The following is a 25057-nucleotide window of genomic DNA, read 5'->3' as shown; positions in this document are numbered from 1 at the left end:
CCGTCCCGCCCGGGACGGGCCTCGCGCGCCGCCCGTCCGCCGTCCGACGCCGCGGCCCGACCGCCTTGGGCGCGGACCTGCGGCGCCCGGGCCTGCCGGCCGCGGAGCTCGCCCGCCCCGGCCGCCGGCTGCCCGGCGGCGGTGGTCGGCACCCGGCCGCCCGGCGCACCGTGCGCACGCCCGGCCGCGCCCGGCACGTCCGCGGGCCGTTCGACCGCGCTGCGGTGCCCCTGGCCCTGGCCGCGTGCCCCCGGCTGGGGGAGGCCGTCCTCGGCCGCCGCGTGCTCGGCGGTGCGCGGCGGACGCCCCGCACCCGGCCCGGCCTGCGGCGGCACCAGCGGAGGCCGCACCGGACCGCGCGCCACACCCTGCTGCCCGGGGTGCGGCTGCTGCGCGGCCTGCTGGTGCGTGTACGGCTGACCCGCGCGGGCGTGGAAGCCCTGGGCGGCCGGCGTCCCGACCTGCCCCGGACCGTACGGACCGGCGTGACCGTGCGGCACCGGCTGCCCGGGACCGACCGGCTGACCGTGCGGGCCCGCCTGGCCGACCGGAACCTGCGTCCCCGGTCCGGCCGGGAACGGGTGGGCCGGTTGCCCGCCGTGCCCCGCCGCGCCGAACAGTGCCCCGCCCGCCGCCGAGGCGGGTGCCGCGTGGGACAGTGCGCCGGGCAGTCGCAGGTCGCCGCCGTGCGCCCCGGCCGGGGCACTCGACGGCTGCCCGGGCCGACGGGCCCGGTAGCTGGTCCGGTACGCGGCCGGCGAGACCCCGAGCTGGCGGCGGAAGTGCCCGCGCAGCGCCACCGGCGAACGGAACCCGCACCGGCGCGCGACGTCGTCCACCGACAGCTCCGAGGTCTCCAACAGCCGCTGCGCCTGGAGCACCCGCTGGGTGATCAGCCACTGCAGCGGCGCACTGCCGGTGAGCGTGCGGAACCGGCGGTCGAAGGTGCGGCGGCTCATGTACGCGCGGGCCGCCAGCACCTCGACGTCGAACTGCTGGTTGAGGTTCTCCAGCGCCCAGGTGACCACCTCGGCCAGCGGGTCGTTGCCGATCTCCTCCGGTAAAGACTGATCGATGTACTGGGCCTGTCCGCCGCCACCGCGACGGCTGGGCACCACCAGCCTGCGGGCCAGCGCGTTGGCCGCCTCGGTGCCGTGGTCGCTGCGCACCACGTGCAGGCACAGGTCGATCCCGGCGGCGGTACCGGCCGAGGTGAGCACGTCGCCGTCGTCCACGAAGAGCTCGCGCGGGTCGACGTGCACCCGGGGGTAGCGCTTGGCCAGGGTCGGCGCGTACATCCAGTGGGTGGTCGCCGGGCGGCCGTCCAGCAGTCCGGCGGCGGCGAGCACGAAGGCGCCGGTGCACAAGCCGATGATCCGCGCGCCCTCGTGGTGCGCCTTGCGCAGGGCGGTGATCGCTTCGACCGGCGGGGGCTGGGAGATCGAGCGCCAGGCCGGGACGACGATCGTGCCGGCCCGGGCGAGGGCCTCCAGGCCGTACGGCGCGGAGAGGGTCAGGCCGCCGGTGGTGGCCAGCGGGCCCTCCTCCCCGGCGCAGACCAGCAGTCGGTAGCGGGGGACCCCGGCGTCCTGGCGGTCCACGCCGAAGACCGAGAGCGGGATGGAGCTCTCGAAGATCGGGGCGCCGCCGAAGATCAGCACCGCGACGGTCTCCCGGCGGCGTCGGCCGGACAGCTTGCGCGGGGCGCCGGCCGGCGACGGGGTCGCCGGGGAGCCGTTGGCGCCCGGACCGCCGTGGCCCAGCGGGCCGTGGCCGGGGGCGGTGCCCAGGGCGAGGCCGCCGAGCGGGCCGCCCGCACCGTTCGGGCCCGGGGCCGCGCCGCCGGCGGGGTAGGCCGGGTGGCCGTTGTAGCCGGAGTACTCGCCGGTGAAGGGCTGGGCGGGGTTGCCGTAGGTCTGGCCGGGGTTGACGGGGCCTCGAATGACGGGCTGTCCGCCGTAGTTCGGGTGCCCGCCCTGGGGCGGCTGCGCCCCGTACGACGTCTGGCCGCTGTGGGCCTGGGCGCCGTGGGCTGGACTGCCGTACGCCTGGCCGCCGTACGCCGGACTGCCGTACGCCGGACCGCCGTATGCCTGACCGCCGTACGCCGGACCACTGTGCTCGGCCGGGACGGAGCCGGTGGAGGCCGGCGCCGCGGGATAGGAGGAGTGCGAGGCCGGGCCCGAGGTGCTCGGGGTGCCGGAGGTACGGGGGGTGGCGGCGGTCGCGGAGGTGCCGGTGCTTCTCGCGGACCGACCCGCGGTGCCGGCCAGCGCCTGGCCGCTGTCAGGACCCGCGTCGCTCCTGCTCACCCTGCTCAAGGCGCTCAAGCCCCCTCGGTGGTGTGGTGTGGGTGGTGCGGCACTGCTAGCCAAGATCGAAATCTATCGGGTGGACCATTGCCGTTGTGACAAGTTCACCATCCGACGCTATGTCGACATGGCAATTTGGCGTGATGCATTCGATCACGAAGCGTGGCACCCGTCGACCCTTCTGGGAAGAGGGCCGGGGCAACGGTGGCTGGTTGTCGCGGGACTGCTCCTGGGGTGTCCGGCTTCCGGGCGCCCGGCCGGCGGGTCTGGGCTGCGGATTTGCCCAAGGGGGACGGAGCAGCGAGAAATTGACCGAAAATAGGCAGTGCACGTGAGGGCGCACGGGCACGGGTCGTGCGCCTCCCAGGCTTCATCCGGCCAGTGCCGGTGCGGCTCGACCGGGGCAGGGGTCGCCGGACTACGGTCCTGCCGTGAACACTGACAGCCGGCTCGAACAGGCCAACGACAACGCCGCCGCCTTCTGGCTCGCCCAAGCCCGCGCGCACGGCTGGCAGTTCCGGGTCCGACCGGGGCTGACGGCGGTCCGCTGCGCCCGCACCCCGGGCGACTCGCAGCGCTTCCTGGTCACCCGCCACTACGCCGAACCGGGCCTCGTGGAAGAGGAGTTGGCGGGGCTCCTGAATGAGTGGGAGACCATCCGCTTCACCCTGGAGGACCCGTACGGTGGGCTCGACCTCTCCCGCTTCGGGGCCACCCGGATGCCGGTCATGCCGGTGATGGCGCGTGAGCCCGGCCCGGTCGACGGCGTGACGGCCGAGCTGCCCGCCGCTTCCCGGGCGCGCGGTGGCGGCTCCCTGACGGTGGATGAGGCGCTGGACGGCGACTCCTTCGCCCAGGTCGAGCGGACCGTCGTGGACGGCTTCCCGCTGCCCGCCCGTCAGCCCTGGACCCGTGGCGACGCGCTCCCGGAGCAGCTGCTGCGCCAACCCGACTGCCGGGGCTGGATCGGCCGGGTCGACGGCGCCCCGGCGGGCGCCTGCCTCACCTACGACGACGGCCGGGCCACCGGGGTGTACTGGGTCGCCACTCTGCCCGACCAGCGCGGTCAGGGGGTGGCCCGCGCCGTGCTGCAGACCGCCCTGGCCCACGCGCACCCGGACCGCCCGGCCACCCTGGTCGCCACCTCGCTCGGCGAACCGCTCTACCGCGCCCTCGGGTTCACCGGGCTGGCCCCCACCTGCTGGTGGACCCGAACCTCGGCGGGCGGCTGAACGGCGGCGTCGGGGCGTGGGGCGCGCAGCGGCGCTGTGTGTCCGATTCCGAGCGGGGTCTTCGAAGCGGCCGGACCCGGCCCCGGTGCTACTGGGCGGCCGCCGTGGCCGTGATCGTGACCGGCGCCGAAGCGAAGACGGTCCGGGCGGGTGCGGTGTCATCGACCGTCGCACGGAGGGGCGTTGGGCGCGCCAGCGCAACGGGCCGACCGCCGTACGCGCCCGGCTCCGCCCCGGCGCCCGCCCCGATGACCGGTTCCGTGCGCACTTCCGCGCCCTGGCGACCGTCGGCGATCACAGCAAATTCGCCTGATCGGTTTCGGACATCGACCCCCGCTCCGAAGCCCGAGGCGCCGACCGCCCCGGCCTTCACCCCGGCGTTCAGGGCGACGGGCGCACGGGGGCCCTCCGGGGCGGTCCCCGTCGGGCGTGCGCCGGACCGCGCGCCGAGCGGCGCCGTCGCGCGCACCGGGACCCTGTCGGGGGGCCCGGCGGGCTGCCGACGCACCGGCTGGCCCGCGCGGACGCCCGGCCGGGCGGAGGGCGCGTTGCGCGCGGCCAGCACCAACCCGACGGCCTCCGGCAACCCGGCGGCCTTCAACGTCGGTCGGTAGCCGCTCTCCGCCCACGGCCGGCCGTGGTGCAGCCAGACGCTGCGCAGCCCGGCCAGTTCGGCGCCGGCGATGTCGGCGGGCGCGTGGTCCCCGACCATCCAGGTGTGCGCCGCCCAGTCCCCGGTCGGTCGGACGCCGCAGCGCTGGGCGGCGATCTCGAAGATCAGCGGATCCGGCTTGACGCAGTCGGCCTCCTCCGAGATCACCCAACCGTCGACCATCGACCCCAGTCCGGTCCGCCGGATCTTCTCCAACTGAGGCGTGGTGCCCCCGTTGGAGACGATCCCGAGTGTCCACCCGGCCGCCCGTGCCGCCCGCAGCGCCTCGATGTGCCGGGACGGACAGCGGATGTGCGAGTTGATGCCACGTCGGAAGTGCGCGAGCAGGAACTCGACGGAGGCGTCCAGCCCGTAGCGGCGCCGGACGGCGGACAGTACGGTGCTGCGCGGCACGTAGCCGCCGCCGTCGAGGGTGACGAACCAGTCGAGGTCGCCGGGCGGTAGGTGGTGTTCGGACAGGAAGTCCTGCGCCCAGGCCCGGAAGGCGGCGTCCCGGGGCAGCAGCGTGTTGTCGAGGTCGAACAGGAGCAGGGGCATGCCGAGCATGGTGCCAGCGCCCGCGCCTATGCACTTGGCAAATGCCAGAGCGCGTCGCGAAGCAGTACGAAGTGGCTGAAACGGGCCTGGGCGCGTGATGGACGGATGGCGTTCGGACGGGCTGGTGGGGCCCGGCGGGACTCGCGGGGCGTAACGGTTCGCGACGTCCCGCAACGGATCGTCGCCAATCCATGACAGTCCGGTCACGGTGTCCGGTGGGCCTGTTGCGCCTTCCGGTCCGCTCAGTCAAGCTCCAGGGAACCTCCTTTCCGGAGGGGGCGCGATCGCCTGCGGGCAGGGCGCACTGTTTCGGCGTGCGCATCCCCCTTTCGCGGGAACAACATCGCTCCGGGGCTTCGCCGCTGGGCTGGGCCCCGTGCCCGTCGTACTCTGAAAGGAACAGGTCACATACGGTGCTGCTCGGCGTAGACCGACGTCATGCCGTGGGCGGGCCTGCTGCCCGGGCAGCGTTGTCCTCTCCTGTCGGCCCCTCTCCCCTGAAGAGCCGTGAGCCATGGCTGTTTTTGAGCCTTCCCGACCGGTCGAACCGGACGCGTCCTGCAGTGCGGGCGCAGGGCCCGGGGGAGACGGCGCCCGCACGAACCTCGACCCGGTCGACGGGCACCGTGACGAGCGCGCCGAAGGGCTCCTGGGCGAGCACGCCGAAGACCACGCCGACGGCGGCCGTGTCGATGGGGGGTGTGCCGACGACGGGCGTGCCGATGACCGCCGCGCCGATGACGGCGTCGACGGCCGCGCCGTCGGGCCTGCCGACCCGCACGTCGAGCGTGCCGAGTGCGCCGAGTGCGCCGAGTACGCCGAGCCCGATGGCCACCCGTCGACCGGCGAGCCGGACTGTGAGCGGACCGATGCGCCCGGCGAGGCGGCCGGGCCCGCAGGCGCGATCCCTGGGCGGGGTGAACCCCGGGGCCTCGCACGCGCTCTGCGCAGCCTCACCCGCCGTGGCGGCCTCGCCCGCCGCGACCGTCCAGGGCCGCGCCAGCGGCGTGGCGAGCACCCGCCCGGTCCTGCGGAGCCCCCGGTGACGGGCCGCACCGGCCCGGGCGCCGAGCATCCGGAGACGGCGCCCGGCATCCTCGGCGGGCACGCCGAGCCCTCGGCTCAGGAAGCGCCCGGGCACTCCCTCGACCCGGTGTTCCAGCACGGCGTGGTGGTCGGCTTCGACGGCTCGCTGTCGAGCGAGCGAGCTCTCGCCTACGCGGTCGGCATGGCCCGCCGGTCGCAGTGCGGCCTGGTGATCGTGCACGTCGCCAACCGCCTGCCGGCCACGGTCTGGGCGGGCTGTGAACCGCCGGTCTTCGTCGACCTACCCGACCATCGGACCGAGGTCCTCGGCCTGGAACTCGCCTGCGCGGACTTCCTCGCCGGGGTGCCGTGGATCCTGATCGAGCGGGGCGGCGACATCTGTCACGAGATCGAGGAGGTCGGCCGCGAGTACGCCGCCGACGCGATCGTCGTCGGCACGACGCACGGCCTGCTCGGCAAGCTCTTCGGCTCGGTCTCCGGTCGGCTGGCGCGGCGGGCCAACCGCCCGGTGATCGTGATCCCTTGAGGACTTCCGAGGGCCCGTGAGACCGCTGCGGATCCCCTGGCGAGTCCCTACGGGCCCTGGGAGTCCCCGCGGACGTCCGCCCGGGCACCCTGTTGCTCCGATATCCCCTGATGCCTCCTCCTGATGCCTCCTCCACCCCCGGCCGCTCCTCAACACGCTTTGCGGAGCGGTGGGTTGACCCGGTGGACTCGGCTCAGGAGGTGACCATCAGGAAGTGATCGTCACGACGTGACGCCGAGCTCCCGGGCGATGAGCATGCGCTGAACCTCAGACGTGCCCTCCCCGATCTCGAGAATCTTGCAGTCGCGCCAGAAGCGGGCGACCGGGAATTCGTTCATGAAGCCGTACCCGCCGTGGATCTGGGTCGCCTCGCGGGCGTTGTCGACGGCGGCCTCGGACGAGTACAACTTCGCGATCGCGGCTTCCTTCTTGAACGGTTCGCCGTGCAGCAGCCGGGAGGCGGCGTCCCGCCAGGCCAGGCGGGAGGTGTGGGCGCGCAGCTCCATGTCGGCAAGCTTGAACTGGATGGCCTGGTTGGCGCCGATCGGCCGGCCGAAGGCCCGGCGCTCGCCGGCGTACTTCACGGACTCGTCGACGCACCCCTGGGCCAGGCCGGTGGCCAGGGCCGCGATCGCGATGCGGCCCTCGTCGAGGATCCGCAGGAACTGGGCGTAGCCTCGGCCACGCTCGCCCAGCAGGTTGGCCGCGGGAACGCGGCAGTCGGTAAAGGACAATTCGCGGGTGTCGGATGCGTTCCACCCGACCTTCGAGTACTTCTTCGAGACCTGGAACCCGGGGGTCCCGGTGGGCACGATGATGGAGGAGATCTCCCGTACAGACGAGCGGAATTCGCCCTCTTCACTCGAACGAGCGATCGGTTCGGTGAGCGCGGTGACGGTGACCAGTCCGGTGATGTCGGTGCCGGAGTTGGTGATGAAGCACTTCGTGCCGTTGATGACCCACTCGTCGGTGGTCTCGTCGTAGCGCGCGGTGGTGCGGGTGGCGCCGGCGTCCGAACCGCCCTCCGGCTCGGTGAGGCCGAAGGCTCCGAGGAGTTCGCCCGAGGTCAGTCGGGGCAGCCACTCGCGCTTCTGCTCCTCGGTGCCGAACCGGTAGATCGGCATCGCGCCGAGTGAGACGGCGGCCTCCAGGGTGATCGCCACCGAGGAGTCGACACGGGCGAGCTCCTCCAGCGCGAGGCCGAGCGCGAAGTAGTCGCCGCCCATGCCGCCGTACTCCTCCGGGAAGGGCAGGCCGAACAGCCCCATCCGCCCCATCTCCCGGACGATCTCGTACGGGAACTCCTCCCGCTCGTAGAACTCGCCGATCTTCGGCGCCACCACGTCCTGGGCGAACTCGGCGACGGTGCGCCGCAGTTCCTCGTACTCGCTGCTGAGCCGGTGGTCGAGCATCTGATCCTCCTGGTGCCCGGCCGGGGTGGCCGCGGCGTGAACGGGATGACCGGCGTCCGTCAGGCGGTGTGACGGTCGCACGGTGTGATTGAGGGATGAACGCGGTGCGTGGGGCGCCGGCCGGACCGAACGGGCGGCCGGCGCCGGGGGGTCGGGTCGGGGCGGGGTCAGCCCCGGTCGGCGCCGAGCAGCGCCTGGACGGTGCGGGACGGGCTCGGGCGGCCGAGGCGCTCGGCCATCCAGCCGCTGGTCGCCACCAGCGCGCGCAGGTCGACGCCGGTCCGGATGCCGAGCCCGTGCAGCATCCACACCAGGTCCTCGGTGGCGAGGTTGCCGGTGGCGCTCTTCGCGTACGGGCAGCCACCCAGGCCGCCCGCCGAGGCGTCCACCGTGGTGACGCCCTCGCGAAGCGCCGCCAGGGTGTTGCTGAGCGCCTGGCCGTAGGTGTCGTGGAAGTGCACGGCGAGCCGGTCGGCCGGTACACCGGCCTTCGCGAAGCCGGTCAGCAGGGCACCGACCTGGCCGGGGGTGGCCACGCCGATGGTGTCGCCGAGGCTCAGCTCCGCGCAGCCCATCTCCAGCAGCTGCACGCCGTACCGGACCACCTGGTCGACCGGGACGGGCCCCTCCCAGGGGTCGCCGAAGCACATCGAGAGGTAGCCGCGGACCGTGACCCCGGCCTCGGCGGCCCGGGTCACGACCGGACGGAACATCTCCATGGCCTCGTCCGCCGAGCGGTTGAGGTTGCGCCGGGCGAAGGTCTCGGTGGCGCTGGCGAACACCGCGATGTCGGTGGCGTGGTGGGCGAGCGCGCGGTCGAGGCCGCGCTCGTTGGGAACCAGCACCGGCAGCTGCAGGCCGGGGTGACGCTCCGGCAGGTCGGCGAGCCGGGGCATCAGCTCCTCGGCGTCGGCGAGCTGGGGTACCCATTTCGGGTGAACGAAGCTGGTGGCCTCGACGGTCCGCAGCCCGGCGGCCGCGAGCCGGGCGATGAACTCCGCCTTGACCTCGACGGGCACCAGCGAGCCCTCGTTCTGCAGGCCGTCGCGCGGGCCGACCTCGTGGATCCGGACCTCCTCGGGCAGGCCGGGGGCGCGGACCGGGTCGGGCAGGCCCAGGTCGAGGGCGTCGGGGTCGTGGGTGGCGTCGGTCATGACCGCACCTCCGCGGGCTCGGCGGCCTCCTCGGCCGGGGTGACCACGACCAGCAGGTCCTCCATCGCGACGGTGGCGCCGGCGGCGGCCCGCAGCTCGGCCACCACGCCGTCGTGCGGGGCGGCGATCACGTGTTCCATCTTCATGGCCTCCAGCACGAGCAGGGGCTGGCCCTTGCGGACGGTCTCGCCCGCCGTGGTCTTCACGACGGTGACGGTGCCGGGCATCGGGGCGGTCAGGGCGCCGTGGTGGGCGGCGGCCCCGGCGGCGCTCTCGATGACCGGGTCGTAGGCGTGCAGCGGCCAGGCGTCGCCCTCGACGCCGAGCCAGGTCACCGGGCCGGCCGCCAGACCGGGGGTGGTGTCGGTGGCCAGCGCGAAGGCGGTCTGCAGGCCGTCGACGGTCAGGTGCAGCCGGTCGCCGGCCAGGGTCGCACGGGCGCGGTGGACGGGCCCGGCGTCGAGCCGCAGCTCCACCTCGCGGGTGAGCCCGGCGGAATTGTCAGTGGGGTCGGTTACGTTGCCCGCAGTGATCGAACGGATGCGCACCGACACCGGGTCCTGGCCGGGGGTACGGAGTCGGTGGGTGGTCCAGGCGGGGGTGCCGCCCAGGCGCCAGCCGGAGAGAAGGGAGAACGGGTCGGTCCAGCCGCCGGGGTCGGCGGTCGGGATCAGTTCCAGGTGCCGTGCCAGCGCGGCCGCGTAATAGAGGAGGTGGGCGGGTGACGGCGGCTCGGCGGCCGCGGTGTCGGCTTCGTCCGCGGGGTGGGCGGAGCCAGCGGCTCCGGCCGGGGCGGCAGCGTTCGACGGGGAGTACGGCGCGGTGAGCAGGGCTGGCTGCTGCTGGGCCGTCTGTTCCACCAGGCCGGTGTCCAGTCGGCCGGCGACGACCTCCGGGTGGGCGAGCAGTCGGCGCAGGAAGCCGGTGTTGGTGGTGACACCCAGGATGCGGGTGTCGGCCAGCGCGGCGCGGAGCCGGCGCAGCGCGGTCGGGCGGTCGGGCCCGTACGCGATGACCTTGGCGAGCATGGGGTCGTAGGCGCTGGTCACGACAGTTCCGGGGGTGACCCCGGAGTCGACGCGGATGCCCTCGCCCCGGGGCTCGTCCAGGGTGAGGATGCGGCCGCCGGTGGGCAGGAAGTCGCGTTCCGGGTCCTCGGCGCAGATGCGGGCCTCGATGGCGTGGCCCAGGAAGGAGATGTCGGACTGGGCGAAGGCGAGCGGTTCGCCGGCGGCGACGCGCAGCTGCCACTCGACCAGGTCGAGCCGGGCTGAGTCCGGGCCGACGGCGACGGCGAGTTCGGTGACGGGGTGTTCCACCTGGAGACGGGTGTTCATCTCCATGAAGAAGAAGTCCCGTACCCCCTCGGCGGCGGAGGCGGGGGCGTCCGGGTCGATGCCGGGGACGATGAACTCCACGGTGCCGGCCCCGGTGTAGCCGCAGGACTCCGCGGCGCGGACGGCCGCGGCGCCCATCGCGGCGCGGGTCTCGGCATTGAGGAGAACGGAGGGAGCCTCTTCGATCAGCTTCTGGTGGCGGCGCTGCAGACTGCACTCGCGCTCGCCGAGGTGGACGGTGGTGCCGTGGGCGTCGGCCAGCACCTGCACCTCGATGTGGCGCGGCCGGTCGACCCAGCGCTCCAGCAGCAGGGTGTCGTCGCCGAAGGCGGTGCGGGCGACGCGGCGGGCGGCGGCGATCTCGGTGGGCAGGTCGGCGCGGTCCCGCACCAGGCGCATGCCCTTGCCGCCGCCACCGGCGGACGGCTTGAGCAGCACGGGGTAGCCGATCTCGTCGGCGGCGGCGACGAGCTCCTCGTCGGTGGGCGCGGTGGCCTGGCTGCCGGGGACCACCGGGACGCCGGCGGTGCGCACAGCCTCCTTGGCGTTGATCTTGTCGCCCATCAGCTCGACCGCGCCGGGAGGCGGGCCGATGAAGACGAGGCCCGCGTCGGCGCAGGCACGGGCGAAGCCGGGGTTCTCCGCGAGGAAGCCGTAGCCGGGGTGGACGGCCTGGGCGCCAGTGCGGCGGGCGGCGGTGAGGATCTGGTCGGTCCGCAGGTAGGTCTCGGCGGCCGAGCTGTCGCTGCGGTCGGCCGGGCCGAGGCGGACCGCGACGTCGGCCTCGCGGACGTGCGGGGCGTCGGCGTCCGCGTCGCTGAAGACGGCGACCGAGCGGACACCGAGCCGCCGCAGGGTGCGGATCACCCGCAGGGCGATCTCGCCGCGGTTGGCGACCAGAACTGTGTCGAACATGGGAGGCGTTCCTCCGGGTCGAGGGGAGCCGTACGAAGGAGGTGGCGGCGGGCGGTTGGGGCGCCGGCCCGAAGGGCGGGCCGGCGCCGCGGGAGTCACACCCGGAAGAGAGGGGTCACATCAGGGGGTGCATCACGAGGGTCACGCCGTGAGGCGTCACATGCGGAAGACGCCGTACGGTGCGGGCGGCGCCAGCGGGGCGTTGGCGCAGGCGGTGAGGGCGAGCCCGACGACGGTGCGGGTGTCCATCGGGTCGATCACGCCGTCGTCCCAGAGCCGGGCGGTGGCGTAGTAGGCGTTGCCCTGGCGCTCGTACTGCTCGCGGACGGGTCGCTTGAACTCCTCCTCCGCCTCGGTCGGCCATTCCTCGCCGTGCGCCTCCAGTTGGTCGCGGCGGACGGTGGCGAGGACGGAGGCCGCCTGCTCGCCGCCCATCACGGAGATCTTGGAGCCCGGCCACATCCACAGGAAGCGAGGTGAGTAGGCCCGGCCGCACATCGAGTAGTTGCCGGCTCCGTACGAGCCGCCGATCACCACGGTCAGCTTCGGGACCCGGGTGCAGGCCACGGCGTTGACCATCTTGGCGCCGTGCTTGGCGATGCCGCCCGCCTCGTACTGCCGGCCGACCATGAACCCGGTGATGTTCTGCAGGAAGAGGAGGGGGATGCCGCGCTGGTCGCACAACTCGATGAAGTGGGCGCCCTTGAGGGCCGACTCCGAGAAGAGCACACCGTTGTTGGCGACGATGCCGACGGGGTGGCCGTGGATCCGGGCGAAGCCGGTGACCAGGGTCGCGCCGTACTCGGCCTTGAACTCGGCGAAGCGGCTGCCGTCGACCAGCCGGGCGATCACCTCGCGCACGTCGTAGGGCGTGCGCGGGTCGACCGGGACGGCCCCGTATAGGCCGGCCGGGTCGACGGACGGCGGCTCGACCGGGGTGAGCGGCCACGGCTTGGCAGGGCGCGGGCCGAGCCCGGACACGATGTTGCGGACGATGGAGAGGGCGTGGGCGTCGTCCTCGGCCAGGTGGTCCGTCACGCCCGAGGTGCGGGAGTGCAGGTCGCCGCCGCCCAGTTCCTCGGCGGTGACCACCTCGCCGGTGGCGGCCTTCACCAGCGGCGGCCCGCCCAGGAAGATCGTGCCCTGGTTGCGGACGATCACGGCTTGGTCGCTCATCGCCGGGACGTAGGCGCCGCCGGCCGTGCAGGAGCCGAGCACGGCGGCGATCTGCGGGATGCCCGCGGCGGAGAGCCGGGCCTGGTTGTAGAAGATCCGGCCGAAGTGGTCGCGGTCCGGGAAGACCTCGTCCTGCATGGGAAGGAAGGCGCCGCCGGAGTCCACCAGGTAGACGCAGGGGAGCCGGTTCTCCAGCGCGACCTCCTGGGCGCGCAGGTGCTTCTTCACTGTCATCGGGTAGTAGGTGCCGCCCTTGACGGTGGCGTCGTTGGCGACCACCACCACCTCGCGTCCGGCGACCCGGCCGATGCCGGCGATCACCCCGGCCGCGGGCGCCGCCCCGTCGTACATCCCCTCGGCGGCCAGCGGGGCCAGCTCCAGGAAGGGCGAGGCGGGGTCGAGCAGGGTGTCCACCCGGTCGCGGGGGAGCAGCTTGCCGCGCGCCGTGTGCCGGGCGCGGGCCTTGGCGCCGCCGCCCAGGGCCGCCGCGGCGAGCTTGGCGCGCAGCTCGGCGACCAGGGCCTGGTGCGCCTCGGTGTTGGCCTGGTAGGCCGCGGAGCCCGGGTCGACGGAGGTGCCGAGCCGGGGAGCCGGAGCGGCGGCTCCCGGCGGTACGGCACCCGGTGCCGCCGCCGTGCCGTTCGCCGCGCTGAGCCGGACGCCGGAGGGGGCGCCGGTGGTTGAGATGGCCATTCCCAAGAGCTCCCTTGCCCTCGGCAGCAGGTGCGCGGGCCGGGTGCGGTGCGCCCGTGATCCCACGTTAATTAACGTTAACTTACACGCCCAGGTTAACGGCCGATAACCCGACTGTCTACGATGGGCAGCATGCCGAACGTCCCCGCAGCCTCCGCGCTCCCACGCCGCGACCAGATCCGCCGGGAGGCCGCGCGACTGTTCGCCGCCCGGGGCTTCCTCGGTGTGGGCGTGGACGAGATCGGCAAGGCCGTCGGCATCAGCGGCCCCGGGCTCTACCGCCACTTCGCCGGCAAGGACGCGATGCTCGCCGATCTGCTGATCGGCATCAGCGAGCGCCTGCTGGAGGAGGGGCGACGCCGGGCGGGCGGCGGCGACGGCCCGTCCGCCGCGCTGGACGCGCTGATCAGCGGCCACGTCGACTTCGCCCTGAACGACCGCGACCTGATCACCCTGCACGACCGCGAGCTGCTGAACCTCAAGGAGGAGGACCGCCGCACCGTCCGCCGGCTCCAGCGCGGCTATGTCGAGCTGTGGGTGGACGTGGTCCGGCAGGCTTACCCGCCGCTCGCCGACCCCGCCGCCGAGCCGGTGGCGCGGGCCGCCGTGCACGCGGTGTTCGGCCTGATCAACTCGACCCCGCACAGCCTCGGCCCGAACCCGGCCCAGGGTGAGCGCACCGGCCTGCAGCGCGACGGCATGGCGGCACTGCTGCACACCCTCGCCCACGGCGCCTTCGCGGCCGCCGCCGATTCGGCCGGTTCCGATTCGGTCGGCTCCGACTCGGCGGCCACCGACCCGTCCGGGCGGGCCTGAGGACCGGGCGTCACATACCCGAGCGCTACACCGCTCGAGCGCTCAACCTCCAGCCCGCACCGCACCGCACCGCACCGCCCGCACCGCACCGCCCGCACCGCACCGCCCGCACCGCACCGCACCGCACCGCACCGCCCGTGCCCGCCCCCGGCCCTAGGTCCAAAGAACGGCCCCGCCCGCCCCCGGGCCGCTGGGCTGCCCGACGGGCTGTCGGCGACCCTGGAAGGGCGGCGGACGTGCGAACCGCAGATGTGTTCGGCCGGGAATCAGCGCAGGCCGCAGGCTGTTGCCCAGTCCGCCGGACCGGACGATCCAGGCCGCCCCGGTGCCCACCCCGGCCGCCGCGCGCGGCCGGAAAATGCCATGGCGGTCAACCGATGAAATGGTTAGCATCCCTAAATATGCCTGAGACTCACGGATCCACGGTGGAGCAATCCCCGAGCGGCCCACCGGCCCCCGAGCCGCCCACGGACACGCTCGTCGAGCAGCAGCCCGAGACGCCCGCCGAGACGCACCCCGACGCGCCCGCCGAGGCAGTCGGCTGGCTGCGCCGACTGATCGGCTACAGCTGGCGGTCCCGACGCAGCCTGCTGCTCGCTTTCGGTGCCTCGCTCCTCGGCATGGCCGTCACCGCGTTGGTGCCGCTGGTCACCAAGCTGATCATCGATGACGTCATCGTCGCCCACACCCGCTCACTGACCCCGTGGGCGGTGGTGCTGCTGCTCGCGGCCGTCGTGGTCTTCGGCTGCACCCAGGTCCGCCGCTACTACGGCGGTCAGCTCGCCCTCGACGTCCAGCACGACATGCGCAGTGACCTGTTCCGCTCGCTCGGTCGGCTTGACGGCCACCGCCAGGACCGCCTGGACACCGGCCAGGTGGTCGGGCGCGCGACCTCGGACCTCCAGCTGATCAACGGCCTGCTCTCGATGCTGCCCATGATGACCGGCTATCTGCTGATGTTCGTCATGTCGCTGGCCGTGATGCTCTGGCTGTCCCCGCCGCTCACCCTGATCGCCCTGGTCATGGCCCCCGCGCTGTGGTGGGTCAGCGTGCTCAGCCGCAAGCGCCTGTTCCCCGCCACCTGGGCCGCCCAGCAGGAGGCGGCCGCAGTCGCGGGCGTGGTGGACGGCGCGATCGGCGGCGTCCGGGTGGTCAAGGGCTTCGGTCAGGAGGCGCAGGAGCAGGGCAAGCTGGAGCAGGCCTCCCACAACCTCTTCGCCGCCCGGCTCCGTTCGATTCGCCTCAACGCCCGGTACAACCCGGCGATGCAGGCGATCCCGGCTCTCGCCCAGGTCGCGGTGCTGGCCTTCGGCGGCTGGCTGGCCGTCGACGGGCAGGTCTCGCTCGGTACCTTCGTCGCCTTCTCCACCTACGTCGCCCAGATGACCGGGCCGGTGCGGATGCTGACCATGGTCATCACGGTCGGCCAGCAGGCCCGGGCGGGCGTCGAGCGCGTCCTGCAGCTGATCGACGAGCGCCCGCTGGTCCAGGAGCGCCCGGAGGCGCTCACCCTGGACCTCACCCGCGCCAGCACTCCCGCCGGCACCGCCGACGGGGCCCGGAAGGATGACGCCCCGACCGGTACCGCCGTCGGCCCCAGGGCCCTCGAGGTCGCCCTGGAGTTCGACCAGGTCGAGTTCCGCTACGACCCCGAGCACCCCGCCCCCGTCCTGCACGGCCTCAGCCTGCAGCTGGCCCCCGGCGAGACCCTCGCCCTGGTCGGCGCCTCCGGCTCCGGCAAGTCGACGGTGGCCCAGCTGGTGCCCCGCTTCTACGACCCGGCCGCGGGCGCCGTCCGCCTCTACGGGCACGATCTGCGCGACCTCACCCTGGACTCGGTCCGCGCGGCGGTCGGCATCGTCCCCGAGGAGAGCTTCCTCTTCTCGGAGTCGGTCCGCACCAACATCGCCTACGGCCGTCCGGACGCCACCGACGAGCAGATCGTCGCCGCCGCCCGCGCCGCCCAGGCCGACGAGTTCGTCCGCGCGCTGCCGGACGGCTACGAGACCAAGGTCGGTGAGCAGGGCCTGACCCTGTCCGGCGGCCAGCGCCAGCGCATAGCCCTGGCCCGGGCGATCCTCACCGATCCCCGGATCCTGCTGCTGGACGACGCCACCTCCGCGGTGGACCCACAGGTCGAGGCGGAGATCCACGACGCGCTGCGCTCGGTGATGACCGGCCGTACCACCCTGCTGATCGCCCACCGCCGCTCGACCCTCCAGCTCGCCGACCGGATCGCCGTCCTGGACCGCGGCCGACTGCTGGACATCGGGACGCACGAGGAACTCGAAGCCCGATGTCCCCAGTACCGGGCCCTGATCACGGACCCCGAGGCCGGCCGCATCCCTCAGCCCGACCAGACGACCGATCCCACCGGGCCGGCGACCGACGAGGCCGAGCAGGGCGGGCGAACCGGCCGGGCCGAGCAGCCCCCCGCTGCCGCGACCGCCGCCACCCCCGCCCTGACCAAGGCGGCCCGAACCGCCGACCCCGACCTGATGGCCAAGGTCGCCGCGCTCCCGCCGGCCGCCGACACCCCGGCCGTCCCCCGCGTCGAGGCCGAGGCCGGCGACCCTGACTTCACCCTGGGCCGCCTGCTGCGGCCTTTCCGTGCCCCGCTGGCCCTGGCCTTCCTCCTGGTCGCCCTGGACGCGGCCGCCGGCCTGGTGCTTCCGGTGCTGATCCGGCACGGCATCGACGAGGGCGTTCGCAAGGGCCTGATGGCCGGCGTCGCGGTGGCCGCGCTCACCGCGCTGGTCGTGGTGCTGCTGGACTGGGTGGTGCAGAGCGCCGAGAACCGGGTCAGCGGCCGCACCGGCGAGCGCGTGCTCTACACCCTCCGGCTCAAGATCTTCGCGCACCTCAACCGGCTCGGCCTGGACTACTACGAGCGCGAGCTGACCGGCCGGATCATGACCCGGATGACCACCGACCTGGACTCGCTGACGTCCTTCCTGCAGACCGGCATGGTCACTGCCGTGGTCAGCCTGCTGACCTTCGCCGGGATCTTCGTCGCCCTGCTGATCATCGACGCCGGCCTGGCCCTGGTGGTCTTCGCCGTGCTGCCGCTGCTGGTGATCGCCACCTTGGTGTTCCGCAAGAAGTCCAAGGACCAGTACGAGCGCTCCCGCGACCTGATCAGCACGGTCAACGCCGACCTGCAGGAGAACGTGGCCGGCATGCGGATCGTTCAGGCCTTCCGCCGGCTGGACACCAACACCGACCGCTTCGTGGCCCGCGGCATCGCGTACCGCGAGGCCCGGGTCCGCGCACAGCTCTACATCTCGCTGTACTTCCCGTTCGTCCAGTTCCTCTCCAGCGTGGCCGCCGCGCTCGTGCTGATCGTCGGTGCCGCCCGGGTCGACGCCGGGACACTGACGGTCGGCGCGCTGGTCGCGTACCTGCTCTACATCGACCTCTTCTTCGCCCCGGTCAACCAGCTGTCCCAGGTGTTCGACGGCTACCAGCAGGCCTCGGTCGGCCTGGGCCGGATCCGCGAGCTGCTGCGCACCCCGACCACCACCGCCGAGGCGGCCGACCCGGTCCCGGTACCCAAGGGGCTGCGCGGCGAGATCTCCTTCGAGGGCGTCGGCTTCGCCTACAACGGCGGCGCGGACGGCGCCCCGGAGGTGCTGAGCGACGTGAACCTGCACATCCCCGCCGGTCAGACGGTGGCGCTGGTCGGCGAGACCGGCGCGGGCAAGTCGACGCTGGTCAAGCTGGTCGCCCGGTTCTACGACGCGACGGCCGGCACCGTCCGGGTGGACGGGGTCGACCTGACCCACTACGACCTGGCACAGTACCGCCACCGCCTGGGCGTGGTGCCGCAGGAGGCGTACCTGTTCGCCGGCACGATCCGCGAGGCGATCGCGTACGGCCGGCCGGACGCCTCGGCGTCCGAGGTGGAGGCGGCGGCCCGCGCGGTCGGCGCGCACGACATGATCGTCCGACTGCCGGACGGCTACGACCACGAGGTCGCCGGCCGCGGACGGAACCTCTCGGCGGGTCAGCGCCAGCTGATCGCCCTGGCCCGGGCCGAACTGGTCGACCCGGACATCCTGCTGCTGGACGAGGCCACCGCGGCGCTCGACCTGGCCACCGAGGCGGCCGTCAACCAGGCCGCGGACCGGCTCAGCGGCGGTCGCACCACCCTGGTCATCGCGCACCGCCTGACCACCGCCGAGCGAGCCGACCGGGTGGTCGTGCTGGACCACGGCCGGGTGGTCGAGGACGGCACCCACACCGAACTGCTGGCCCGGGACGGCGTGTACGCCCGGCTCTGGCAGGCGTTCATCGCGGACGGCCACCCGGCGGCCGAAACGGTCGCCGCCGGGTAGCCCGTCCGGCCTCGACGGAAGCCGCCTCGACGGAAGCCGCCCCGACTGAAGCAGCCCCGACCGAAGGGGGTCCGGACCGATCGCCGCCCGACGGGCAAGCCGTCAGGCGGCGATCAGCGAGGCCAGCAGCCCCGACGCATCGATCCCGCGCGGCAGGTCGCTCACCTGCCCGTCCCCGACCTCGACCACTCGCCAGCCGGACCCGTCGGCCCGGCTGGCGAGGTCGGTGGTGACGAAGCGGCAGCCGAGTCTGCGCACCAGTGCGGGGACGTCGGTCAGGTCGGGCTCGACCTCCTGGTGCGGGGCGTCCGGGTGCGGCCCGATCAGGATCGGCCGGCCGTCCAGCCACCACACCCGGGCCTCCACGGCCCGCCCGCCGGCACCGTTCGCGCCGTCCGACCCGTCGCTCGCGTGGTCCGGCCCCCCATCCGAGCGCTCGAACTCCTCGTACCGCCGCAGCACCACTCCGCCGGTCAGGAACTCGCCCTGCAGCTCGATGAACCGTCCGACCACCCGGCCGACGGCTGCCAGGTCGGCCAGCTCCGGTACGTAGCAGGCCTCGTGCCATTCGTGCTTGCGCGACTTCACGTAGTCCTTGACGATCGCCGGCCCGCTCCCGCCGAGCCTGGCCGCGGCCGCCGCCAGCTCCTCCGGCCCGGGCGCCGCCGTCCCGGTGGACGGGATCCAGACGCTGGGCGGGGTCGCCCCCTCGAACGCGCCGTACCAGCCGGGCAGTTCGTGTGCCGCCGCGTAACCGGGCGCACTGGTCAGCAGGTTGCCGCCGCGGGCGGTGAGCGCGGCGGCGAACTCGGCGTACCGGGCGGAGGGGAGCATCCAACCCCGGTACCAGAGCGGGCCGCTGTCCCGGGGCACCCGCCGGACCGCCTCCTCGGCGTGCCCGGCGAGCAGCGCGTCGTGGTCGACGAGGTGGTGTTCGCCGCCCAATTCCCGCAGCGTCCTGGCCTCCCAGGTGAAGTGCGGATCGGGCCGGCGTGGGTTGAGCGGATCGGCGGGGAAGATGATCGAGGGCACGGGCATGGCGGCCAGGGTACGGCCGGCGGGCCGGCCGCGGCGCCGCCTCGGTGCAGGGCGCGGTTCAAGCGGGTGACCAGCGCGGTGAATTCGCTCGACGCCCCGGTCGGGCGCTGTCAGAGTGTCCCGATGCGAAATCTGCTGCGACCCCGCAAACGCGTTCCCCGGCAGGCCGCCCGCACGGTGGTGCTGGACGAGAACGGCTCGGTGTTCCTGCTCCGTTCGGACAACGACGAGGTCGGCGTGCACTGGACCATGCCGGGGGGTGGACTGGAGCGCGGCGAGAGCCCGCTGGTCGGCGCCCGGCGTGAGCTGTGGGAGGAGACCGGCTGGACCGACCTCGAGCCCGGCCCGCTGCTCTGCACCTGGGAGCACGACTTCACCTGGCACGGCACCCCGGTCCGCCAGCACGAGCACATCTACCTGACCAGCGGACCGCACCGCGGCCCGGTCGGCGACGTCAGCGCGGTGCACGCGCAGGACCGGATCCTCGACTGGCGCTGGTGGACCCCGGCCGATCTGGCCGACGAGAACGCCGACGCGCTCTGGCCGCCCCGGCTCCCGGAGTTGCTGGACGCCGTCCGCGCGGGCTGGGCGGTCGACGGGCGCCCTCCGGTGCCCGTCGACCTCGGCTACATCCCGAATGCCCCGGCGACCCGCTAGCCCGCCGCCCCGGACCGCCGTCGCTACCCGCGCCCGCCGCGCCCGGCGGCCGGACCGGGCTCCCAGCCGTGCAGGTCCAGCTCCCGGTCGTGCAGCGCCCAGGGGTTCATCATCACCGTCAGCTGGGCGTCGGCGAGTTGCCCGACGGTCAGCCCGGTCTCGGCGAGCAGCTGCTCGGTCGACACGGAGACGGCGATAGCGGGACGCCAGGAGGGCAGCACGACCAGGCTGGTGCCGCGTCCGACCCGGATCGGCTCCGCCGCCACCCGGACCGGTGTCCGCTCCTCCGAGCGGCCGACGGCCTCGGGCTGGCCGGGGCTGCCGCCGATCAGGATGCCCAGCGGCGGTTCCGCCCGGGCCGCCCCGGGCCCGGCCTCGCTCCCGGCTCCGGCCGAAGCCCCGAACGAAGCCCCGAACAAAGCTCCGTTCGGGGCACCGTACGAGGCCCCGAACGCGGTCTCCACAGCGGTGCCCGGAGGTATGTGATCAGCCACCGCCCCCGTTGCACCGGCCAGTCCACCTGCCCACCCCGCACCGCGCGGCTCCGCCCCCACCGGGTCGGTCGCGGCCGTCTCCCGTGCGGCCGCCTCCTGCCCGGTCCGATCGGCCTGCGGGTGCATCCGGCGCAGTCGGCGCGAGGGCGACGGCCGCCGGGAACCGAGGCTCCGGACCTCCTCGCGTGCCGAACGCGGCACCGGTGCGGGCCGGTTGGCCTCCGCCGGCGCGGTCGGCTGCTGGAGCCGGACGAACCCCGGCCCGGTCCCGCCGACGGGGACGTCCTGCTCGGAGGGGCCCTCCACGGCCTCCTCGCCGATCAGTGCCCGTACCTCCTCGACCGGGCGCCGGCACGCGGCCGCCAGCTCGGTCAGCGAACGCCCCTCGGCGCGCGCGGCCCGCAGCCGGTCGGCGAAGGCCGCCCGGAGCCGCGCTGCCGTCGGATCGCCCCCCGCCGCAGCCGGTTCGGCGGCCGCGGCGAGGTACGCCTCCACGTCCTCCTCGGTGCGCGGCCGCGGCACCGAGTCGTGGCGGGAGGTGCCGCCCTGCCGGGTCGCGCCGGACGCGGCTGCGCCGCCCTCGGCCGCCGTGGCGATCGAGCAGATCTGCGCGGAGAGCGCGTCCGGTACGGATGTTGCGGCCGTGACGGGCGGGACGGCGCCCGGAGGCGAGGAGTCGGTGCCGTCCGCAGGCGGGCAGGGCAGGGACGGGTCGGTGGCAGTGGGATGGAGCGAGGTCATCGGCGGGCCCTTCGGGGGACGGTCCCGACGATCCTCCCGCACCGCGCGACCAGCTCCAAGCGTCATTCCCGGGCGTGTGCGCGCGACCACCGAGAGATCACCGCCGCCCCCTACCGGGCGTATCGGCTCAACTCCCGGTCGCGACGAAGCCCTTGAGATCGGCCAGTACCGCGTTCACCGCCGTGACGCCGAGCCCGAGGAACCAGGTCTCGTCCGAAACCGGCCGGGCCTGAGCGGACTTGACCGCGCCGAGGGTCATCCAGAGGGCGCCGCCGAGCACCGCGTCCTGGTTGGTCGAGCCGGGGCTGCCGTACCCGTGGTAGAGGATCCGGTCGGCGTCGGCATCCTGCTGCTCGGTGCCGGGTTGATGACCTGGTACGACCTGGTACGACCTGGTACGACCGGAGTTCTTCCGCAGCGCAACGCTGCGCACGGACACCCTCGCGCTGGTCGTGGAGGACCGACGCGGCCGTCGCCGAGGGGCTATGCCTGCAAAGGCCGGTGCCGCGGCGGGAGTGCCGCTATCGTTGCACGCATGAAGCGCTTCACTGGCCTGTGCTGGTGGCCGTCCTAGGACGGCCACCTCACTCGCCTGACCAGGGCCGTCCGGGATGGACGGCCCTGCTGCGTTTCCCCCGCGGGACGGGCCCCTCGCCCCGGACGGCCGACACCACCGCCGTACCGAGGGAGAACCCCGATGACCACCGCCACCGCGACCACCGTCACCGCGACCACGTCCGACCTGCTCGCCCCGGAGCCGATCGACGACCCGGCCGCCCACCGCGTCCTCACCGGTGACCGCCCCACCGGCCCGCTCCACCTCGGCCACTACTTCGGCACCCTGCACAACCGGGTCCGGCTTCAGGACCAGGGCGTCGAGATGTTCGTCCTGGTCGCCGACTACCAGGTCATCACCGACCGCGACCTGGCCGACCGGCTCGCCGAGCACACCGAGAACCTCGTCCTCGACTACCTCGCAGCCGGCCTCGACCCCGAGCGCGCCACGATCTTCGCGCACAGTGCCGTTCCCGCCCTCAACCAGCTGCTGCTGCCCTTCCTCAGCCTGGTCAGCGTCGCCGAACTGAGCCGCAACCCCACCGTCAAGGACGAGATCGCCCACTCCAGCCAGGCCGCCGTCAACGGACTGATGTTCACCTACCCCGTCCACCAGGCCGCCGACATCCTGTTCTGCAAGGCCGACCTCGTCCCGGTCGGCCAGGACCAGCTGCCCCACCTCGAAGTCGCCCGCACCGTCGCCCGCCGCTTCAACGAGCGCTACCCGCACGCCGACGGCAGCGCCGTCTTCCCCCGGCCCAGGGCCCTGCTCTCCGAAGCCCCGATGCTGCTCGGTACCGACGGCGGCAAGATGAGCAAGAGCCGCGGCAACGCCGTCGCCCTCGGCGCCACCGAGGACGAGACCGCCCGGATCATCCGCGGCGCCAAGACCGACACCGAACGCCGGATCAGCTACGACCCGGAGAACCGCCCCGAGGTGTCCGGCCTGGTCCTGCTCGCCGCGCTCTGCCAGGACCGCGCCCCCGAGACGATCGCTGAGGAGATCGGTGACGGCGGGGCCGCCGCGCTCAAGCGCACCGTCACCGAATCGGTCAACGAGTACTTCCGCCCGATGCGCGCCCGCCGCGCCGACCTCGCCGCCGACCGCGGCCACCTGCGGCAGGTCCTGCACGACGGCGCCGAGCGGGCCAACGCCATCGCCGATGCCACCCTCGCCGAAGTGCGGCAGGTGATGGGGGCGATCTGAAGGGCCATCGGCCGGCTTCGGAGCGTCCCCAGCCGGCCTGAAGCGCCCTCAGCCCGCCGACCCGCGGACATCGGCAGGTCAGGGCGGGGGCATATCGTCACCGGGCGGCCTCGACCACGTCCCGAGGCCGCCCGCAGCCCCCACTCCTTCCTCGAAAGGCTCGGCCCATGGACCAGAACCCGACCACGTCCGGCCAGGGACTGACCCGTCCGCCGCACCTGCGCCCCGGCGACCACATCGCCGTCGTCGCCCCCAGCGGCCCGATCGACCCCGAGCGACTCACCGCCGGCTGCGAGATCCTCCGCTCCTGGGGCCTGCGCGTCACCGTCGCACCGCACGTCCTCGACACCCACCCCACCCTCGGCTACCTGGCCGGAACCGACGCCGACCGTGCCGCCGACATCCAGAACGCCTGGCTCGACCCCACCGTCGACGCCGTCATCTGCGCTCGCGGCGGCTACGGCGTCCACCGCCTGGTCGACCTGTTCGACTGGACGGCGATGCGCGCGGCCCGGCCCAAGCCCTTCATCGGCTTCAGCGACGTCAGCTCGCTGCACGAGGCCTTCGCCCAGCACGTCGGCCTCGCCACCCTGTACGGCCCGCTGGTCGCCAGCGCCTCCTTCGTCAACGACGGCCCCACCGCCGAACACCTGCGCCGCACCCTCTTCGAGCCCGCCGCCACCACCCTCCTCACCTCGCCCACCGCCACCGCGCTCGTCCCCGGTCGCGCCGGCGGTGTCACCGCAGGGGGATGCGTCCACGTCCTCGCCGCCGAGCGCGGCACACCAGCCGCCCGCCCCTCCTATGAGGGCAGCATCCTGATCCTCGAAGACGTGAACGAGCACCCGTACCAGCTCGACCGCCTGCTCACCCAGTTCCTGCGCTCCGGCGCCCTCGAGGGCGTGGCCGGCATAGCCCTCGGTTCCTGGGAGGGCTGCGGACGCCCCGAACGCGTCCGGGACGTGATGCTCGACCGCCTCGGCGGCCTCGGCGTGCCCGTGCTCTGGGAACTGGGCTTCGGCCACTGCCCGTCCACCCTCACCGTCCCGCTCGGCGTCCCCGCCCTGCTCGACGCCGACGCCGGCACCCTCACGCTGGATCTGCCCGCCCTCTCCTGAGCCGGCCTCCAGGCCCACCCGAATGAGTAGGGTGCGGCCATGAACGAGGACCGCGTCACCGCCCTTGCCCTCGGATTCCTCCGCGGCCCGGGCAGCAACGCCCGTACGATCCTCGGACTTGCCGGCCCGCCCGGCGCCGGCAAGTCCACTCTGGCCCGCCACCTGGTCGCCGAGGTCGAACGCACCGAAGGCCCCGGCACCGCCGCGTACGTCCCGCTCGACGGCTTCCACCTCTCCGCCGCCCAGCTCGACCGCCTCGGCCTGACCCACCGCAAGGGCGCCCCGGCCACCTTCGACGCTCACGGCTACCTTGCCCTGCTGCGCCGCATCGCCGCCGACCGCTTCCAGGACATCTACGTCCCCGACTTCGACCGGACCCTGGACGAGCCGGTCGCCGCCCGCCACGTCGTCCGCCCGCACACCCGCCTGGTCATCACCGAGGGCAACTACCTCGCCTCCGCCGACACCCCCTGGCCGGACGCCCGTCGCCTGCTCCGCGAACTCTGGTACATCCACACCGACGACGCCGTCCGCGAGGAGCGCCTGCTCCGCCGCCACCGCGACGGCGGCCGCGACGAGGCCGCCGCCCGCCAGTGGGTCACCGGCAACGACCACCCCAACGGTGAGTACGTGAAGCCGGGCCGCGTGCTCTGCACCCGGACCGTCCCCGGAATCGGTTTGCCCGAAGCGCCGGAGAGGGGTAGTGTTCTCTAGTCGCTCGACAGGGAGCACCGGACACGCATCTGCGCGGACGGTCCCGGGGCGGCCAATCCCCTGAAACACCACTTCCGGTTCTCGCCGGTCGTTTTCGCGTGCTTGCGTTGCGGCCTGGCGCTTATTCGGCGTGCGCGTTTTATCGGATTGCGGCCGGATTCGCTTTTCGGAGCGGGGATCGGCTAGAGTTTGAAACGTCAGACGGGGTGTCAAGCCCTAGAAGACAGCGGCGAGTTGGATGAACGAAGCCCCGGAAACGGAGCGGAAAACGTCTGATAAGCTGGAAACACGAAAGAACGAAGCGCCCGGAGGGCCCGCTGGAAGGCGGTCCGAAGGAAGCGTCCGTTCCTTGAGAACTCAACAGCG

Annotated in this window: 17 protein-coding genes and 1 pseudogene; 8 read left to right on the top strand and 10 right to left on the bottom strand. The window is 73.7% G+C overall.

Annotated elements, in window-relative coordinates:
* Positions 1 to 715: 715 nt before the first annotated feature.
* Positions 716 to 1694: pseudogene (locus ACH4E7_RS18465) on the bottom strand (helix-turn-helix domain-containing protein); the annotation flags it as partial.
* 1049 nt (positions 1695 to 2743) lie between these two features.
* On the opposite strand from ACH4E7_RS18465, the gene ACH4E7_RS18460 reads away from it, so the two are divergent.
* Positions 2744 to 3544, top strand: a complete 801-nt coding sequence (locus tag ACH4E7_RS18460; protein ID WP_396250083.1) for a GNAT family N-acetyltransferase — start codon at positions 2744 to 2746, stop codon at positions 3542 to 3544.
* Positions 3545 to 3632: 88 nt separating this feature from the next.
* On the opposite strand, the gene ACH4E7_RS18455 is transcribed toward ACH4E7_RS18460, so the two are convergent.
* A complete protein-coding gene (locus ACH4E7_RS18455; protein WP_396250082.1) occupies positions 3633 to 4754 on the bottom strand; it encodes an HAD-IA family hydrolase in 1122 nt (373 codons plus the stop codon).
* 436 nt (positions 4755 to 5190) lie between these two features.
* Entirely contained in the window at positions 5191 to 5772 is a 582-nt protein-coding gene (locus ACH4E7_RS18450) for a hypothetical protein (RefSeq protein WP_396250081.1), read from the bottom strand.
* 75 nt (positions 5773 to 5847) lie between these two features.
* Between ACH4E7_RS18450 and ACH4E7_RS18445 the strand changes: the two genes are divergently transcribed.
* Positions 5848 to 6327: a universal stress protein gene (locus tag ACH4E7_RS18445; RefSeq protein WP_396250257.1), complete on the top strand. Its 480-nt coding sequence runs from the start codon at positions 5848 to 5850 to the stop codon at positions 6325 to 6327.
* A 221-nt stretch (positions 6328 to 6548) separates the two neighbouring features.
* Here ACH4E7_RS18445 and ACH4E7_RS18440 read toward each other — a convergent pair whose 3' ends face one another.
* The 4 genes from ACH4E7_RS18440 to ACH4E7_RS18425 all read right to left on the bottom strand — a co-directional run bounded on the left by ACH4E7_RS18440 (position 6549) and on the right by ACH4E7_RS18425 (position 13014).
* Positions 6549 to 7739 carry an acyl-CoA dehydrogenase family protein gene (locus ACH4E7_RS18440; RefSeq protein WP_396250080.1) on the bottom strand — a complete coding sequence of 397 codons (1191 nt, stop codon included), beginning with the start codon at positions 7737 to 7739 and terminating at the stop codon, positions 6549 to 6551.
* A 167-nt stretch (positions 7740 to 7906) separates the two neighbouring features.
* Positions 7907 to 8893: a hydroxymethylglutaryl-CoA lyase gene (locus ACH4E7_RS18435; RefSeq protein ID WP_396250079.1), complete on the bottom strand. Its 987-nt coding sequence runs from the start codon at positions 8891 to 8893 to the stop codon at positions 7907 to 7909.
* A complete protein-coding gene (locus ACH4E7_RS18430; protein ID WP_396250078.1) occupies positions 8890 to 11145 on the bottom strand; it encodes a biotin carboxylase N-terminal domain-containing protein in 2256 nt (751 codons plus the stop codon). The genes ACH4E7_RS18435 and ACH4E7_RS18430 overlap by 4 nt, the downstream gene beginning before the upstream one ends.
* A gap of 156 nt (positions 11146 to 11301) precedes the next feature.
* Positions 11302 to 13014 carry a carboxyl transferase domain-containing protein gene (locus ACH4E7_RS18425; RefSeq protein ID WP_396250077.1) on the bottom strand — a complete coding sequence of 571 codons (1713 nt, stop codon included), beginning with the start codon at positions 13012 to 13014 and terminating at the stop codon, positions 11302 to 11304.
* 132 nt (positions 13015 to 13146) lie between these two features.
* On the opposite strand from ACH4E7_RS18425, the gene ACH4E7_RS18420 reads away from it, so the two are divergent.
* A complete protein-coding gene (locus ACH4E7_RS18420; RefSeq protein ID WP_396250076.1) occupies positions 13147 to 13830 on the top strand; it encodes a TetR/AcrR family transcriptional regulator in 684 nt (227 codons plus the stop codon).
* 401 nt (positions 13831 to 14231) lie between these two features.
* Entirely contained in the window at positions 14232 to 18167 is a 3936-nt protein-coding gene (locus ACH4E7_RS18415) for an ABC transporter ATP-binding protein (protein ID WP_396250075.1), read from the top strand.
* 102 nt (positions 18168 to 18269) lie between these two features.
* Here ACH4E7_RS18415 and ACH4E7_RS18410 read toward each other — a convergent pair whose 3' ends face one another.
* Positions 18270 to 19205 (bottom strand): ATP-grasp domain-containing protein, encoded by a 936-nt coding sequence (locus tag ACH4E7_RS18410; RefSeq protein ID WP_396250074.1) that lies wholly within the window; start codon positions 19203 to 19205, stop codon positions 18270 to 18272.
* A 123-nt stretch (positions 19206 to 19328) separates the two neighbouring features.
* Between ACH4E7_RS18410 and ACH4E7_RS18405 the strand changes: the two genes are divergently transcribed.
* Positions 19329 to 19862 (top strand): NUDIX hydrolase, encoded by a 534-nt coding sequence (locus ACH4E7_RS18405; RefSeq protein WP_396250073.1) that lies wholly within the window; start codon positions 19329 to 19331, stop codon positions 19860 to 19862.
* A 23-nt stretch (positions 19863 to 19885) separates the two neighbouring features.
* Here the strand turns inward: ACH4E7_RS18405 and ACH4E7_RS18400 are convergent, their stop codons facing one another.
* Positions 19886 to 21097 (bottom strand): hypothetical protein, encoded by a 1212-nt coding sequence (locus ACH4E7_RS18400; protein ID WP_396250072.1) that lies wholly within the window; start codon positions 21095 to 21097, stop codon positions 19886 to 19888.
* A gap of 127 nt (positions 21098 to 21224) precedes the next feature.
* Positions 21225 to 21530, bottom strand: coding sequence for a hypothetical protein (locus tag ACH4E7_RS18395; RefSeq protein WP_396250071.1), 306 nt, complete (start codon positions 21528 to 21530; stop codon positions 21225 to 21227).
* Between the two features lie 264 nt (positions 21531 to 21794).
* On the opposite strand from ACH4E7_RS18395, the gene trpS reads away from it, so the two are divergent.
* The 3 genes from trpS (at position 21795) to ACH4E7_RS18380 (ending at position 24691) form a co-directional block, all read left to right on the top strand.
* A complete protein-coding gene (gene trpS, locus ACH4E7_RS18390; RefSeq protein ID WP_396250070.1) occupies positions 21795 to 22859 on the top strand; it encodes a tryptophan--tRNA ligase in 1065 nt (354 codons plus the stop codon).
* 167 nt (positions 22860 to 23026) lie between these two features.
* Positions 23027 to 23977, top strand: coding sequence for an LD-carboxypeptidase (locus tag ACH4E7_RS18385; protein ID WP_396250069.1), 951 nt, complete (start codon positions 23027 to 23029; stop codon positions 23975 to 23977).
* 39 nt (positions 23978 to 24016) lie between these two features.
* Positions 24017 to 24691: a nucleoside/nucleotide kinase family protein gene (locus ACH4E7_RS18380; protein WP_396250068.1), complete on the top strand. Its 675-nt coding sequence runs from the start codon at positions 24017 to 24019 to the stop codon at positions 24689 to 24691.
* Positions 24692 to 25057: the final 366 nt, after the last annotated feature.

This window comes from Kitasatospora sp. NPDC018058 (genome assembly GCF_044327205.1).
Classification (GTDB): Bacteria; Actinomycetota; Actinomycetes; order Streptomycetales; family Streptomycetaceae; genus Kitasatospora.
Note: the sequence above shows the minus strand (reverse complement) of the source record. Positions and strands in the feature narration are given on the sequence as shown.